Annotated in this window: 16 protein-coding genes and 1 tRNA gene; 14 read left to right on the top strand and 3 right to left on the bottom strand. The window is 70.0% G+C overall.

What is annotated here, in order from left to right; translation table 11 throughout:
• Window positions 1-78: 78 nt before the first annotated feature.
• The gene (locus ACFYWS_RS19795; RefSeq protein ID WP_389277924.1) at window positions 79-2178 is read right to left on the bottom strand and encodes a hypothetical protein; all 2100 of its coding nucleotides are present in this window, start codon (window positions 2176-2178) and stop codon (window positions 79-81) included.
• A 306-nt stretch (window positions 2179-2484) separates the two neighbouring features.
• Between ACFYWS_RS19795 and proB the strand changes: the two genes are divergently transcribed.
• The 5 genes from proB (at window position 2485) to ACFYWS_RS19820 (ending at window position 7537) form a co-directional block, all read left to right on the top strand.
• Entirely contained in the window at window positions 2485-3591 is a 1107-nt protein-coding gene (gene proB / locus ACFYWS_RS19800) for a glutamate 5-kinase (RefSeq protein WP_389277927.1), read from the top strand.
• Window positions 3592-3758: 167 nt separating this feature from the next.
• Window positions 3759-4244, top strand: a complete 486-nt coding sequence (locus ACFYWS_RS19805) for a hypothetical protein (RefSeq protein ID WP_389277930.1) — start codon at window positions 3759-3761, stop codon at window positions 4242-4244.
• Window positions 4245-4392: 148 nt separating this feature from the next.
• Window positions 4393-5691 (top strand): glutamate-5-semialdehyde dehydrogenase, encoded by a 1299-nt coding sequence (locus ACFYWS_RS19810; RefSeq protein ID WP_389277933.1) that lies wholly within the window; start codon window positions 4393-4395, stop codon window positions 5689-5691.
• Window positions 5692-5713: 22 nt separating this feature from the next.
• On the top strand, window positions 5714-6322 hold the full coding sequence (locus tag ACFYWS_RS19815) for a hypothetical protein (RefSeq protein ID WP_389277936.1): 609 nt from the start codon (window positions 5714-5716) through the stop codon (window positions 6320-6322).
• Between the two features lie 90 nt (window positions 6323-6412).
• Complete coding sequence (locus tag ACFYWS_RS19820) at window positions 6413-7537, top strand: hypothetical protein (protein WP_389277939.1); 1125 nt, start codon at window positions 6413-6415, stop codon at window positions 7535-7537.
• A gap of 20 nt (window positions 7538-7557) precedes the next feature.
• Here ACFYWS_RS19820 and ACFYWS_RS19825 read toward each other — a convergent pair whose 3' ends face one another.
• A complete protein-coding gene (locus ACFYWS_RS19825; protein WP_389277942.1) occupies window positions 7558-8667 on the bottom strand; it encodes a M48 family metallopeptidase in 1110 nt (369 codons plus the stop codon).
• 126 nt (window positions 8668-8793) lie between these two features.
• On the opposite strand from ACFYWS_RS19825, the gene ACFYWS_RS19830 reads away from it, so the two are divergent.
• The 9 genes from ACFYWS_RS19830 to ACFYWS_RS19870 all read left to right on the top strand — a co-directional run bounded on the left by ACFYWS_RS19830 (window position 8794) and on the right by ACFYWS_RS19870 (window position 13444).
• Window positions 8794-8934: a hypothetical protein gene (locus tag ACFYWS_RS19830; RefSeq protein ID WP_389277945.1), complete on the top strand. Its 141-nt coding sequence runs from the start codon at window positions 8794-8796 to the stop codon at window positions 8932-8934.
• Between the two features lie 65 nt (window positions 8935-8999).
• The gene (locus ACFYWS_RS19835) at window positions 9000-9161 is read left to right on the top strand and encodes a hypothetical protein (protein WP_389277947.1); all 162 of its coding nucleotides are present in this window, start codon (window positions 9000-9002) and stop codon (window positions 9159-9161) included.
• A gap of 50 nt (window positions 9162-9211) precedes the next feature.
• The gene (gene nadD, locus ACFYWS_RS19840; RefSeq protein ID WP_389277950.1) at window positions 9212-9874 is read left to right on the top strand and encodes a nicotinate-nucleotide adenylyltransferase; all 663 of its coding nucleotides are present in this window, start codon (window positions 9212-9214) and stop codon (window positions 9872-9874) included.
• Window positions 9875-9900: 26 nt separating this feature from the next.
• Entirely contained in the window at window positions 9901-11490 is a 1590-nt protein-coding gene (locus ACFYWS_RS19845; protein ID WP_389277953.1) for an LCP family protein, read from the top strand.
• A 101-nt stretch (window positions 11491-11591) separates the two neighbouring features.
• Entirely contained in the window at window positions 11592-12032 is a 441-nt protein-coding gene (gene rsfS, locus ACFYWS_RS19850) for a ribosome silencing factor (RefSeq protein WP_389277956.1), read from the top strand.
• Window positions 12029-12676, top strand: a complete 648-nt coding sequence (locus ACFYWS_RS19855) for a histidine phosphatase family protein (RefSeq protein WP_389277959.1) — start codon at window positions 12029-12031, stop codon at window positions 12674-12676. The genes rsfS and ACFYWS_RS19855 overlap by 4 nt, the downstream gene beginning before the upstream one ends.
• Window positions 12677-12771: 95 nt before the next feature.
• Window positions 12772-12844: transfer RNA gene (locus tag ACFYWS_RS19860), tRNA-Ala, on the top strand.
• A 225-nt stretch (window positions 12845-13069) separates the two neighbouring features.
• On the top strand, window positions 13070-13201 hold the full coding sequence (locus ACFYWS_RS19865; protein WP_389277962.1) for a hypothetical protein: 132 nt from the start codon (window positions 13070-13072) through the stop codon (window positions 13199-13201).
• A gap of 9 nt (window positions 13202-13210) precedes the next feature.
• On the top strand, window positions 13211-13444 hold the full coding sequence (locus ACFYWS_RS19870) for a hypothetical protein (protein WP_266719727.1): 234 nt from the start codon (window positions 13211-13213) through the stop codon (window positions 13442-13444).
• Here ACFYWS_RS19870 and ACFYWS_RS19875 read toward each other — a convergent pair.
• Window positions 13413-14600, bottom strand: coding sequence for a glycosyltransferase 87 family protein (locus ACFYWS_RS19875; protein WP_389277965.1), 1188 nt, complete (start codon window positions 14598-14600; stop codon window positions 13413-13415). The genes ACFYWS_RS19870 and ACFYWS_RS19875 overlap by 32 nt on opposite strands.
• Window positions 14601-14675 lie beyond the last annotated feature (75 nt).

The raw sequence follows: 14675 nt of genomic DNA on the forward strand, positions 1-14675 counted from the left end.
CCGGGGAGCGGGCGGGCGCGCACACGCAAAGGGGCCCGGGAGAACTTCTCCCGGGCCCCAAGCACATACGGCCAAACGCTACGCGGTAACCGTGTCCTCCGGCTCCGACTCGGTCGCCGCCTCCGCGGCCTCCGCCTCGGCCGCCTGCTCCGCCACGGAGTCCTCACGGGTCGGCGGCACCTCGTCGTCGCCGCGGGCCTCCATCCGGGCCCGCCGCTCGTCGGCCTTCGCGCACAGGGCGCGTACGGCGACGTTGAAGCGGTCGATGGACGGCGGGTCCGAGGGGCCGAGGAGGTGCTCCTTCAGGGCCACACGGGCCTCGGCGTGGGCGTCCTCCGCCTCGCCGCGGACGACCGCGAGCAGCTCGGGGACCTCGGTCGCCTCGGGCGAGAGGACCGTCGCGGCGCGCACCGTCGGGAAACCGGTGCGGAAGTCGTCCTCCGAAAGCCCCGACGTGTTGGCCACCGCGTACGGCTTCTCGCTGCTCAGCCAGTCGGAGACGACCGAGGAGACGTCGGAGACGAGGACGTCCGCCGCGTTGAAGCACGTGAAGATCGCGGGCCGCGCCTGGGTGATGATCAGGTGCTCCCACTCGGGGAACGAGGCCCAGTACGCCTCCTCCCACGCCGCGGTCGCCTCGGCCACCGCCGCCGCCCGGTCCCCGTCGGGCCGGCCCTGGAGCAGCATCCGCTCCATCTCGTCCGTGCCCTTGGGGAACTTGGTGGAGGTCAGCTCGTTCAGCGCCTCGAAGCGACGCTCCAGCTCGACGGCGGCCTCGGGGCCCGGACGCGCGCCGGAGCGACGCGTGTTGGCCTCCTCGATCATCGCCATGATGCGCTGGTTGGCCTCACCGGCGGCGGGTACCTGCGAACCGGTCATCGGGTGCGGCTTGTAGATCAGCCGGACCTTGGGGTCGTCGAGCAGGTTCCGGACGATGTTCTCGCCCGCGAGGATGACCGAGGTGTTGCCCGGGTTGCCGTCCCAGCCCTCCCACGTCGGGGCGTACAGCACCGTCGTGTACGCACCCGTGGCCGGGCCGTCCGCCAGCTTGATGGGCGCCAGCTGCGGGCGGCCCACCTCGACGACGTCCCGGTCGTCGACGCCGACGTCGGCGAGCTGGTAGCGGTCGCGCGCCGCGGGACCGGCCACCCACACCTCGTCGTACGCCTTCGCGTACGGGTTGCAGGAGCTCAGCTTGTCGGACTCGCCGTGGTTGGTGAACGCGTGCTTGATCGTGGGGATGCGCAGGACCTGCGAGGTCTTCGCGGCGTTCGCCGGGTGCAGCAGCATCTTCAGCGTCGAATTCTCCAGGGAGAACATCGTGGCGACCTTCGGGAAGCAGATGATCGGCACATCGGTGGCGTCGATCTTGTTCACCATGAAGCGCTCACGCAGCACGATCAGCGGCTTGCCGTCGACCGCGGCGAGCGTGGAGAGCCACATGTTCGCCTGGTACGCGGAGGTGGTGCCGCCGGAGAAGTACATGCCGACGGTCGGCCGGTAGTCGGCCAGCCACGCGTCGAGCCACTCGGTGACCTTGGCGTCGTTCAGCGGACGCTTCTTCGGCAGCAGCCACGTACCGAGGAAGACCGTGCCGAGGAGGAACAGGGCGATCGAGACGCCGATGCCGATGACGCCCCACAGGGCGTTGGTCGTCGCAGCCGTGATCACCAGTCCGAGGGTGGACGGGATCGCGAAGGTGAGCAGGCGGTGGGCCGCACGGCGGGCCAGGAGGCGCGGCGGCGACTTGGTCAGGTTCAGCGCGGACGTGTCGATGTTGCGCGTGACGATCGGCAGCGTGCGGGAACGGCGGACCAGGACCGCGGCCGCCTGGCAGGCGAAGTGCAGCAGGTACATCGCGAGCACCATCACCAGCAGCGGCGCCTGCTCGTCGAGCGGGTTGATACCGCTGATGCGCAGCAGGCCGACGAAGATCAGCATGTCGCGCAGCAGTTGCCGCACCGTGACGTCGAAGCGGATCTTGCCGAGCAGCGAGAGCAGCCCCGGCTGCTTGTACTGCAGGTACGTGTCGAGGGCGAGTCCAGCCGCGCTCGCGGCGACGAAGAGGGGAACATACGGAACGAGCGCGCTGACGAGCTGGGCCACATAGAGCGCGAACATCGTGAACAGCGCTGAAAGCTGCACGAGGCGGCGCGAGGCGCGTCCGGCGGAGGGCACGGGCTGGGCTCCTGGCAGGGGGTCTCGGAGGGTGGGGGGACCGTGGGGGAGGTCCACCTCGCGGAATGCTGACCACTGACCGTATGACTTTCAGTGGCCCCCTAGCAATCCTCCAGGCCCGCAAGCAGCGGAAACAGGGGCAAATGGCGTGAAGGAGCGGGGACCAACTCCCTCTCCTGGTTACCCGGCGTCCACGGCCCTGTCCGTACCTCGAAACCCAAGAGCGGTCGAAGCGGCAGGTCACGTACATTGCCAGGCATGTCAGGGGCAAGAACTGGGGCAGCGTCGGGGACGTCACGGCAGGGCGTGTCGGACGCCCGCCGCATCGTCGTCAAGGTCGGATCGTCGTCACTCACGACGGCGGCGGGAGGCCTCGACGCGGACCGCGTCGACGCGCTCGTCGACGTCCTGGCGAAGCAGCGCGGAGGGGGAGAGAAGGAGATCGTCCTGGTCTCCTCCGGTGCCATCGCCGCGGGACTCGCCCCGCTGGGCCTGACCCGCCGCCCCAAGGACCTCGCCCGCCAGCAGGCCGCGGCGAGCGTCGGGCAGGGCCTCCTCGTCGCCCGCTACACCGCCTCCTTCGCGCGCTACGGAGTCCGCGTCGGCCAGGTCCTTCTGACCAGCGACGACATGGCCCGCCGCGCCCACCACCGCAACGCGTCGCGCACCCTCGACCAGCTACTGGCGATGGGCTCCTTCCCGGTCGTCAACGAGAACGACACGGTGGCCACGGACGAGATCCGCTTCGGCGACAACGACCGGCTCGCGGCCCTCGTCGCCCACCTCGTGCACGCGGACCTGCTGGTGCTCCTCTCCGACATCGACGGCCTCTACGACGGCGACCCCGCCAAGCCCGGCAGCTCCCGCATCGCCGAGGTGCGCGGCCCCGCCGACATCGCGCACGTCAGGATCGGCTCCGCCGGAAAGGCGGGCGTCGGCACCGGCGGCATGGTCACCAAGGTCGAGGCCGCCTCGATCGCCGCGGCCGCCGGCATCCCGGTCGTCCTCACCTCCGCCACGCACGCCGCCGACGCCCTCGCCGCCCGCGACACCGGCACGTACTTCCACCGCACCGGCCGCCGCAGCGCCGACCGCCTGCTGTGGCTGCAGCACGCGTCGACGCCGCAGGGCGCGATCACCCTCGACGACGGCGCCGTACGAGCCGTGGTCGAGCGGCGCAAGTCGCTGCTGCCCGCCGGGATCGCGGCCGTGGAGGGCGAGTTCGGCGCGGGCGACCCGGTCGAGCTGCGCGACGAGCGGGGGCGCGCGGTCGCCCGCGGGCTCGTCAACTTCGACGCCAAGGAGATCCCGCAGCTGATCGGCCGCTCCACGCGCGAGCTGGCCCGCGACCTCGGTCCTGCCTACGAACGGGAAGTCGTACACAGGGACGACTTGGTCATCCTCCAGGCTTGAAACGGCCCGCGCGCCTTCGAAACCCCCTGTGTGAAAGGCCGAAAGCCTGCCACCCGTGGGGGACCTTCCCCAAAACCGCCCCATGAAGCTCCGTGTCCTGCTCAACTCTTGAGGCAGGGAGTTCATCCGGGGAAGGTCCGCACGACCATTGCGCAAAGGAGGCCGTCGTGAGACGAGCGCGCCCGGGGGTCGCGTCCAAGGGGTCCCGAGGGTCGGCGGAGCGGGCGCTGACGAGCGTGGCCGCGGGGGACGCGTACGACGCGTACGACGAGGAGACCGCGGGAGAGGCCGCCGAGGGGAGCGCCGAGCAGGGCCCGCGCCTGTGGCACGTCACGCTCAGCGTCTCCGGCGCCGAGGCGCCGATCGCGGAGGTGCGCCGCGGCCTCGAACAGCTCGCGCACGACCACCCCTTCCTGCTGACGAGCCGCTACGCGGTGGACCACGCCGAGATCCGCTACTGGGAAGAGGCGCGCGACCTGCATGACGCGGCGGCGGTGGCCCTGCGCCTGTGGGGCGAACACCGCCGCACGTCGCAGCTCCCGCCCTGGGAGATCGTCGGCTTGGAGGTCATCGACCGCCAGACCTACCACCAACGCATCGCGGAGGGCTACGGCCCCTTGCCGGCCACTCCGGTGGGCGTCCACCCCTTCTGACCAAGGGGCGCGGGGAACGGCGCGCAGCAGCACTGCGACGTCACGAGGCGGAAACCTCACCCCCTGTGGCCAAGGCCGCATTTCAGCCATGTCTCACCTCCCGAAACACACGGTCGACCTGGACCACACCCCCGATATCCTGCGGAGCATGACGTCGCTGCCGCTGAACCCGTACGACTCGCTGACCCCGGTCACCCAGACCGCGTACCGCGCAAGGTCCGCGGCCCACGACCTCGCCTCCCTGCCGCGCGCCCACAAGGACGACGCCCTCGGCGCCATCGCCGACGCCCTGGAAGTGCGTACCGCCGAGATCGTCGAGGCCAACGCCAGGGACATCGCCAAGGCCCGCGAGGCCGGCACCCCCGAGGCGATCATCGACCGGCTCACGCTCACCCCGGAGCGCGTCCGGGCCATCGCCTCCGACGTACGCGACGTCATCGCCCTGCCCGACCCGGTCGGCACGGTCGTCCGCGGCAACACCCTCCCCAACGGCATCGACCTGCGCCAGATCCGCGTCCCGCTCGGCGTCGTCGGCATCATCTACGAGGCCCGTCCGAACGTCACGGTCGACGCCGCCGCCCTCTGCCTCAAGTCGGGCAACGCGGTCCTGCTGCGCGGCAGTTCATCGGCCTACGAGTCGAACACCGCGCTCGTCCGCGTGCTGCGCGACGCCGTCGGCGGCGCGGGCCTGCCCGCCGACGCGATCCAGCTCGTCCCCGGCGAGAGCCGCGACTCGGTGACCGAGCTGATGCGCGCCCGCGGCCTGGTCGACGTACTGATCCCGCGTGGCGGCGCCTCGCTCATCAAGAACGTCGTCGAAAACTCGACCGTCCCCGTGATCGAGACCGGCACCGGCAACTGCCACGTCTACGTGGACGCCGACGCCGACCTCGACATGGCGGTCGACATCCTCGTCAACTCCAAGGCCCACCGCGTCTCCGTGTGCAACGCGGCCGAGACGCTCCTCGTCCACCAGGACGTCGCCGACGCGTTCGTGCCGCGCGCCCTCGACGCGCTCGCCGAGGCGGGCGTCACCGTGCACGCGGACCCCCGGATCGCGGAATACGCCAAGAGCACGGCCGGGTGCAAGGCCACCGTCGTCGAGGCGACCCCGGACGACTGGGAGACCGAGTACCTCAGCTACGACATCGCGGCCGCGGTCGTCGACGACATGGACGCGGCGGTCGAGCACATCCGCCTGTGGTCCTCCGGGCACACCGAGGCTATCGTCACGACCTCGCAAGCGGCCGCCCGCCGCTTCACGCAGCTCGTCGACTCCACGACCGTCGCGGTCAACGCCTCGACGCGGTTCACCGACGGCGGCCAGTTCGGCTTCGGCGCCGAGATCGGCATCTCCACACAGAAGCTGCACGCCCGCGGCCCCATGGGCCTGCCCGAGCTGACGAGCACGAAGTACATCGTCACAGGCGACGGCCACACCCGATGAATTCCCTTACCGTCTGCCCAAATTGACCCCTTCGGTCTACGCTGGACAGGTGCCGGAGGACGTGGGGGGCTCGCCGTTGCCGGACGGCTGGGAGCCCGACGACGACCACGACCGCGGGGGCTCGGACGAAGAGTTCGCCTCCGTGGTCTTCGACGAGGAATTCGTCAAAGCTGCCGAGGTCCATGAGCCCACCGCGGTCGAGCGGCTGCTCGCCGCCGCGCAGGCGCGCGCCGAGGCCCAGGAGGCCGAGGCCCGCAGGACCCGCATCAGGCCGGCGCCCGACGACGAGTTCTACGACGAGGCGGACGGGTACAGCCGCGGCGAAGACGGCGAATTCGGTTGCTACGGGGACGAGTCGGACGAGCTGTACGAGGAGGAGCTCGACCGCGAGGGCCGACCGGCGGGCAGCATCCGCTGGCGCAGGCCCGTCGCCTGGGCGCTCGCCCTGCTGATGGGCATCGGCATGGTCGCCCTCGCCTTCACGGCCGTCTACCGGGGCGCGTCGTCGGGCAGCCAGGACGAGGTCCCGCCGCCCGCGACGACCGAACTGGAGAAGAACGTCCCGGGCACTCCCTCCGCCTCCGCGGACTACTCCCAGCCCGCGGTTTCGGCCGTCCCGCGGACCCCGTGAGGGGGCGCTCGGGGCGCTCGCGCGGGGGCCGGGGAAGTTGACCGCGCACCAGGGCGTTCACCTGGCGTCGGCGAGACCTACCCTGAAGGTATGAGCGGGCCAGGAGACCCACCGGAGGGGACACCGGACAGCGGTCCCGGTAGTGGCGGCAGCGAGGAAGAGTACCGATCCGTCGTGTTCGACGAATCGTTCGTCAAGGCTGCCCGGCTCCAGGAGTTCTCCGCGCAGGAGCGCGTCGGCGACCACTCACCGGCCGTGCGCCGCCTGCCCGTGCTGCGCCGGGGCCTCACCCGGCAGGCCGTCATACTCGTCGTCCTGATCGTGATCGCCTTCGGCACCGCCGTCTACATGGGCGTACGAAGCCCCTACCGGACCACCCCGGTCGCCCGGAACACCGAACCCCTGCGCATGACCGTCATACCGCTCGCCCCGACGGGCCGCGTCCCCGGATCCGAGTCCGTGCAGGAGCTGTACGAGCACAGCCCCGCCGCCCGGTTCGAGCGCGCCGCCCGCGCCATCGACCTCCCGAGCGACCCCAGGGCCACCGCGCACTTCTCCGACAGCCAGGTCGTCACCGCGCTGACCACGGCCAAGGACTACCTCGTCGACTCCTCGCTCGACCCCGACGTGCTCACGCGCGGCGCCGTGCGCCCGGTGCGGATGCTGATCGACCCGCAGCAGCTCCCGCAGTTCGACCAGAGCGTCAACAGGCCGGTCACCGACGGGCGGCACGCGGCCACCGGCTGGCTCGTCCGCTTCGACCCGTCGCAGGCCGCACTCGCCGATTCGCGCATCCGGGTCCGCGGCGCGATGCATGTGGCCGAGACCGACGCGAACACCCTCGAAGTGACCTCGGACCACACGTTCGTCTACGCGCTGCGGCCCGCCGACAAGGCCGATAAGACGGACAAGGTCGATGAAAAGACGAAGGCGGCCGACGGTGAGAAGGCCAAGGCCTCCCTGTTCACCGTCCGCCGCTCCATGCACTTCCGCTTCGACCGCCAGGACCTGCGCAACCACCAGACCGAGCTGCTCGTCTCGTACGTCCAGGCCGGCCCTCTCGCCTGCTCGTCCGACGCCGCCGGGTATCTGCATCCGCTGCTCGCGGGCCAGAGCGCGAAGCAGGGCGGCCCGGCCGGCACCGACCCGTACGCGACGGACAGTGCGACCGCGCTGTGCGGCGCGCTCGCGCCGGACGCCCAGCCGCACGTGTAGTCCGCGCGGTCCGGGACGGATCAGCGCTCGCCGTTGCCGTTGCTGTCGCCCTTGCCGTCGCCGTTGTCTGTGCCGTGGTTCCCGCTGTTGCCCCCGCCGCCGAAGTTCCCGAAGCCGCGCCGCACCCGGCCGCCGATGTCGCCGGCGCCGCCCGCGATGTCGCTGACCAGCTTCATCAGCGGGTCCTTCGAGGTCTTCACGGAGTCCGTGTAGTGCGAGGCCGACTCGCGCCACGAGTCCGTCACCGAGGTGTCCTTGTCCTCGCTGCGGCGCGGGTAGTGACCGTCCATCAGGCGCTGGTAGTCGCGGCTCTCCGCCCACTTCTTCAGCTCGGCGGCGCGCACCGTGGTGAACGGGTGGGAGCGCGGCATCACGTTGAGGATCTTCAGCACGGAGTCGCGCAGATCGCCCCCGGCCTCGTACTCCTCGGCCTGCTTGAGGAACGCGTCCACGTTCATCTCGTGCAGGTGGTTGCCACCGGCGATCTTCATCAGGCCGCGCATGGACGCCTGAAGGTCCTGGCCGACCAGCAACCCGGCGCGGTCCGCGGAGAGTTCGGACTTGCGGAACCACTCGCGCAGCGCCGTCACGATCGCCATGATCGCGAGGTTGCCGAGCGGGATCCACGCGACGCGCAAGGCGAGGCTGGTCAGGAACAGCAGGATCGTCCTGTACACCGAGTGGCCGGACAGCGCGTGGCCCGCCTCGTGACCGACGACGGCCCGCATCTCCTCCTCGTCGAGGAGCTCCACGAGTCCCGTGGTGACGACGATGATCGGCTCGTCGAGGCCGATGCACATCGCGTTCGGCTGCGGGTCCTGATTGACGTACATCGGCGGGACCTTCTCCAGGTCCAGGATGTAACAGGCGTCCCGCAGCATCGTGTTGAGGTGCGCGAACTGCTCCTCGGACACCCGCACCGAGTCCGACAGGAACAGCAGGCGCAGACTGCGCTCGGGCAGCAGACCGCTCAGGGCCTTGAAGACCGTGTCGAACCCGGTGAGCTTGCGCAGCGCCACGAGCGCCGAGCGGTCCGCGGGGTGCTCGTACGCCCGCGAGGAGATCCCCGGGAAGCGCCGGCGCTGCCTGCTGGGTACGTTCTCGTGCTGCTCGTTCGGTTCGTCGGGCATCCGACTTCCCCCATGTTCCGTGAGATTCGACGTGTCTCGCCAGTGTTCCGGCCGTGCCCCCAAGGTGGGGTCCACACTAGGCGGATATACCGTGACGGGGCAGCACACCGAAGGAGCGAAACCGTCATGGGACACATCGATCACGTCATCGGCGCAGCCGCGGAACAGGGTGCGGGGAACCTGTTGCGCACCGTGCTGATTGTGGGCGTTCTGGGCGCTGCCTTCCTCGCCTGGTTCTTGTTGCGGGGCTACAAGAGCGACGACTGACCCCACCGCTTACGATGGGTCAGAAGTCTTTATCCCGATCCCACACCGGATAGGTCCTGCTGAAGATGAGCCTCCACAGCACCGCTGCCCAGCTCGCCACTCTCGCTGCCGAAGGCGAGAAAGGCGGCAACCACGAAAGCCTCAGCCCCCTCGTGACGGGCGGTGCGGCCTTCATCATCCTGATGCTGCTGCTGTGGGTCACCACCCGGTTCAACCGCGACCGCTGAACCCAGGGCCCGGCGAAACCAGTGGGAACGGGCCAGTAGGCTCTGCACGCATGGGAGCGCAGGACATGCCTACCGGCCCGGTCAACAGCCCGGCCGGCGGCCCGGATCACGAGTGGGTCTCACCGGCCAAGCGACGCCTCGGCGTCATGGGCGGGACGTTCGACCCGATCCACCACGGACACCTGGTGGCGGCCAGTGAGGTCGCCGCGCAGTTCGACCTCGACGAGGTGGTGTTCGTGCCCACCGGGCAGCCCTGGCAGAAGAGCGACAAGAACGTCTCTCCGGCCGAGGACCGCTATCTGATGACGGTCATCGCGACCGCCGAGAACCCGCAGTTCTCGGTGAGCCGCATCGACATCGACCGCGGTGGCCCGACATACACGACGGACACACTGCGCGATCTGCGTCAGCTCAACCCCGAGGCCGACCTCTTCTTCATCACGGGTGCCGACGCTCTCGGCCAGATCCTCACCTGGCGTTACACCGACGAACTCTTCTCCCTGGCACACTTCATCGGAGTCACGCGACCGGGCCACACGCTCGCCGATCCGGGTCTGCCGGAGGGCGGCGTCTCGTTCGTCGAGGTTCCCGCCCTCGCCATCTCGTCCACGGACTGCCGCGACAGGGTCGCCAAGGGTGACCCCATCTGGTACATGGTGCCGGACGGTGTGGTGCGCTATATCGACAAGCGCCAGCTGTACCGAGGCGACTGAACCCTGCACCGCCGAGAGGGGCATCGGTGAACGACCGATACGACGGTTACGACCAGCAGAATTACGAGCTGGTCGGATATGACGAGTCCGGACGGCCGGTCTACCGGCCGGTCCAGCAGGCGCCGTCGTACGAGCAGAACTCCCCGTACGCGTACGGCTACGACCCGTACGCGACCGGGCAGCAGCAGCCGACCGGGCAGCAGTACCAGCAGCCCCAGCAAACCCCTTCGTACGACCCCTACGGTGGAGCGCCGCAGCAGGCGGCCCAGCAGGCCCCGCAAGCGACCGCGTACATCCCGCAGCAGGTCCCGCAGCCCGAGCCGCCGCAGGCTCCGCAAGCTCCGCGGCCCGAGCGTGACTACCGCACCGAGCAGTTCGAGTTCGTCGAGGAGCCGGACGAGACTTCCGAAGACGTCATCGACTGGCTGAAGTTCACCGAGTCGCGCACCGAGCGGCGCGAGGAGGCGCGGCGCCGCAGCCGCAACCGGGGCGTGGCTCTCGTCGTCGTCCTCGCCCTGTGCCTGGTCGGCGGCGCCGGCTACCTCTGGTCCCAGGACAAGCTGCCGTTCCTGTCGAAGGGCGCGGCGAAGGCGGGCGCGGCGGCCGCGGCCGGTCCGCAGAACCGTGACGTCATCGTCGTCCACCTGCACAACACCAAGGGCGGCGGCACGTCCACGGCGCTGCTCGTGAACAACACCACGACGAAGCGGGCCACCAGCGTCCTGCTGCCGAACTCCCTCGCCCTGTCGGACGAGGACGGTACCAACACCTCGCTCGCCAAGTCCGTGGACGCGGACGGCTCCTCCGGCACGAGCGACGGTCTCGACACCCTGCTCGGCACCGACATCCAGGGCACCTGGCGGCTCGACACCCCGTACCTCAACAACCTCGTCGAGCTCGTCGGGAACATCGACGTCACCACGAACGCGAGCGTGCCCGACCCCGCCAAGAAGGGCACCGTGCTCGTCCACAAGGGCGCGGACCAGACCCTCAGCGGCCCGGCGGCCGTGGCGTACGCGACGTACCGGGCCAAGGGCGAGCCGCAGACGGCGCAGCTGGAGCGGTTCGGGCAGGTCATGCAGGGCGTGCTGCGCAAGCTGTCGTCCGACCCGCAGGCCGCGACGACCACGGTGCAGACGCTCGCCCAGATCCTCGACCCGTCGCTGACCGAGAGCGACCTCGGCGCCTTCCTCGCCAAGCTCGCCGACCGGGCCAAGGAGGGCGACTACAAGAGCGAGGTGCTGCCGGTGCAGCGCGGCGGCGCCATCTCCCGGTCCACAGCGGACTCGGTGGTCGAGAACGTGCTCGGCGGCACCGTTAAGTCCCCGTCCAACGGCGAGTCGCCGCGCGTCGGCATCGAGAACGCCACCGGCGACAAGGCCCGCACCGAGAAGGCCCGCGTCGCCCTGGTCAACGGCGGCTACACGTTCGTGTCCGGTGGAACCGGAACGGCGATCGCGACCTCTCGGGTCACGTACGCGGATGCCGCGCACAAGAAGGACGCCGTAGAGGTCGCCAAGACCCTGGGCCTGCCGTCCTCGTCCGTGACGAAGGGCAAGGCGGCGAGGAACGCGGACGTCTCCGTGGTGCTGGGCCAGAACTACACAGGACAGTGAGCACGGTCACGCAGTGAGGGGTGTCGGCGGGCCGTGAGACCCTTGGGTACTGCCCTGAGGGATCTCTCGGGGGATCCAGACCGCCGACGGAAAGCCACGTAGTGACCGCCACTGACCGTTCCATCGAGCTCCTCAACGTCGCCGCACAGGCGGCCGCAGACAAGCTCGCGCACGACATCATCGCCTACGACGTCAGCGATGTGCTGTCCATCACGGATGCCTTCCTGCTCGCGTCGGCGCCCAACGACCGCCAGGTCAAGTCGATCGTCGACGAGATCGAGGAGAAGCTGAACAAGGAGCTCGGCGTCAAGCCGGTGCGCCGCGAGGGCGACCGTGACGCCCGCTGGATCCTGCTCGACTACGTCGACATCGTCGTCCACGTCCAGCACAGCGAGGAGCGCGTCTTCTACGCCCTGGAGCGGCTCTGGAAGGACTGCCCCGAGATCGACCTGCCCGAGGAGGCCAAGGCCACCCGCGGCAAGGGCGAGGAGCACGCCAAGGAGCGGGAGGCCGAGGTCGCAGAGGCGGAGGAGGCGCTGTGACCAGCACCTCTCGGGGGCGGCGCGTCATCCTGTGGCGGCACGGCCAGACCGCCTGGAACCTGGAACGCCGCTTCCAGGGCACCACGGACATCGGGCTGACCGAGGCCGGTGTCGCCCAGGCCCGCCGCGCCGCCCGGCTGCTCGCCTCCCTGAGGCCGGACGCGATCGTCGCGTCCGACCTTGAGCGGGCCTCGTCCACGGCCGCCGAACTGACCGCGCTCACGGGCCTCGACGCCACGTACGACGAGAGCCTGCGCGAGACGTACGCGGGTGAGTGGCAGGGCCTCACGCACGAGGAGATCATCGCCCGCTTCGGTGATCAGTACGCGGCGTGGAAGCGCGGCGAGCCGGTGCGCCGTGGTGGTGGCGAGCTGGAGACCGAGGTGGCCGACCGGGCCGCGCCCGTCGTGCTGCGGCACGCGGACAAGCTGCCCGACGACGGCCTGCTCGTCGTGGTCAGCCACGGCGGCACCATCCGCACCACCATCGGCCGGCTGCTCGGCCTGGAGGCCCACCACTGGGAGGGGCTCGGCGGCCTGTCGAACTGCTGCTGGTCCGTCCTCGGCGAGGGCGCCCGCGGCTGGCGTCTGCTGGAGCACAACGCGGGCACGCTGCCTGAACCGGTCCTCGGCGACGACGACTAGGGCGCTGGGGCCGGATTTCACTTTCCGGCAGGTCGCAGGCTAAAGTTCTTCTTGTTCGGCCCGCCGGGGGAAAGACCGGAGGGGGAAGAACGCGAGGGGCTATAGCTCAGTTGGTAGAGCGCCTGCATGGCATGCAGGAGGTCAGGAGTTCGATTCTCCTTAGCTCCACAGGAATCAAAGATCCCGTCCCGTAAGGGGCGGGATTTTTCGTTGCCGATTTTGCGGCAGGTTTGAGCTGCCGGGGGTGCCCGGGGCGTATACCTCTGCGGACGTCGTGTCCGGACTGGTACGCAGGCGTCGCTGACCGGGCCGCTTCCGCCGTGGCAGAATCGGACGGCCGGAACGGGGCTGTGTCCGACCGACGAAGGCGGCCCGCTGGGGAGGGAGTGCGCGATGCCCTTGAGCATCAACGAGGAAGCCGATCGCTTCCTCGGCATGGCAGTGATACCCGCCGAGCCCCCGGCCGGTTCAGCCAACGGCGGGATCTCGTACGTGTGCACGGCCTGCGGCCACAGCTGGAGCTGAGCGGAACACATGGGTGCACACAGGAGGAAGTGCGACTGGTGCGGCAGCGGCACGCCCATCGTGCGGGACATGGAGCCGCTGAACCCCGACTACCAGTACTGGTGCGAGGAATGCGCGCGGGCGCTGATCATAAAAGGCGACCCGATCGAGACGTATCGGGAGCTGGAGGGCGAGCCGATCTACGGCCGGCTCCTGGACGAGCACTGCACGCTCAAGCGCTTCTATTCGTTCGCCAGAGCCTGAACGCGCAGTACGCCAGGAAGGCGCAGGCCACTCCTACGTAGAGCGCCGAAAGCATCGACTCTCCTACGTTCTGGTGGAGTTCGGGCCTCCCGCCGGTGTGCGGCACCCACCACAGCGCGTACGTGCAGAACGTCAAGGCCAGGGCGAGCGCGGCCTTTTGGCGTCCCGACTCCCACACGAGCAGCGCCAACGGCACACACCAGACCCAGTGGTGGGACCACGAGACCGGGCTGACCAGGAGCGCCGTCGTCGCGCACGCCACCACCGCCTGCGCGTGGCGCCCGCGCAGCGCCGCCGCGACCGCGACCGCGAGCCCGACGAGGACCGTCACGGCGGCGGCGAGGGCCCACCAGGCCCCGGGGTCCCCGGTGTGCAGGAGTCGGGCCAGTACGCCGCGCAGCGACTGGTTGCCGGTCTCCTCGGCGTGGCCGGGGCGGTCCGACTCGAAGATCATCCGCGTCCAGAAGTGCCGGGAGTCGCGCGGCAGGACGACGGCCGTCAGCACGGTCACGCAGACGAACGAACCCACCGCCACGCCGGCTCCGCGCACCCATGGCCGCCAGGCCCCGCCCCGCGCCAACTGCGCGAGCCCCGTGCAGAGCAGGAAGACGGCGAACAATGCGGGCGTCAGTTTGATCGCCGCCGCGATGCCGATCCCCACGCCCGCCCAGCGGTGCCCGGGCCGGCGCGTCAGGTCCCACAGGACGAGCACGGCGATCAGCAGATTGACCTGCCCGTAGCGCAGCGTCGTCCACACCGGCTCGCACCATACGGCGGCGGCCGCCACCCACAAGGCGTGCTCCACGCGCGCGTGGCGTCGCACGAGGCGCAGGGAGAGGTGCACAAGACCGAAGAGGAGGGCGAGGTTCAGGGCGGTCGCGGCGACCTTCATGGTCACCACGTCCAGGAACGTCAGCGGCAGGAACAGCAGTGCGGCGAACGGCGGGTAGGTGGTCGGCAGGTTGGCGTAGGTCGCGCGCAGTGCGTACAGGTCGCCGCCCGTGCGGACCGTCCAGCCCTCCGCCCGGTAGACCATCAGATCGATCATCGAGACGTCGGCCGCGCGTTGGGCGATCACGAAGGCCGTGAACGAGAGCAGGCAGGCTCCCAGCGCTGTTGGTGCGTGGCGGGTGCGAGGCAGGGCGAGCACAGTCACATGAGGGAACACTAGTAGTCGTCAACGGCGACTTTTCCATACAGAAGGGGGCGGAAGGGAAACGATTTGGTGGTG

Origin of the sequence: Streptomyces sp. NPDC002795, from assembly GCF_042888725.1 — a bacterium.
Taxonomy (GTDB): domain Bacteria; phylum Actinomycetota; class Actinomycetes; order Streptomycetales; family Streptomycetaceae; genus Streptomyces.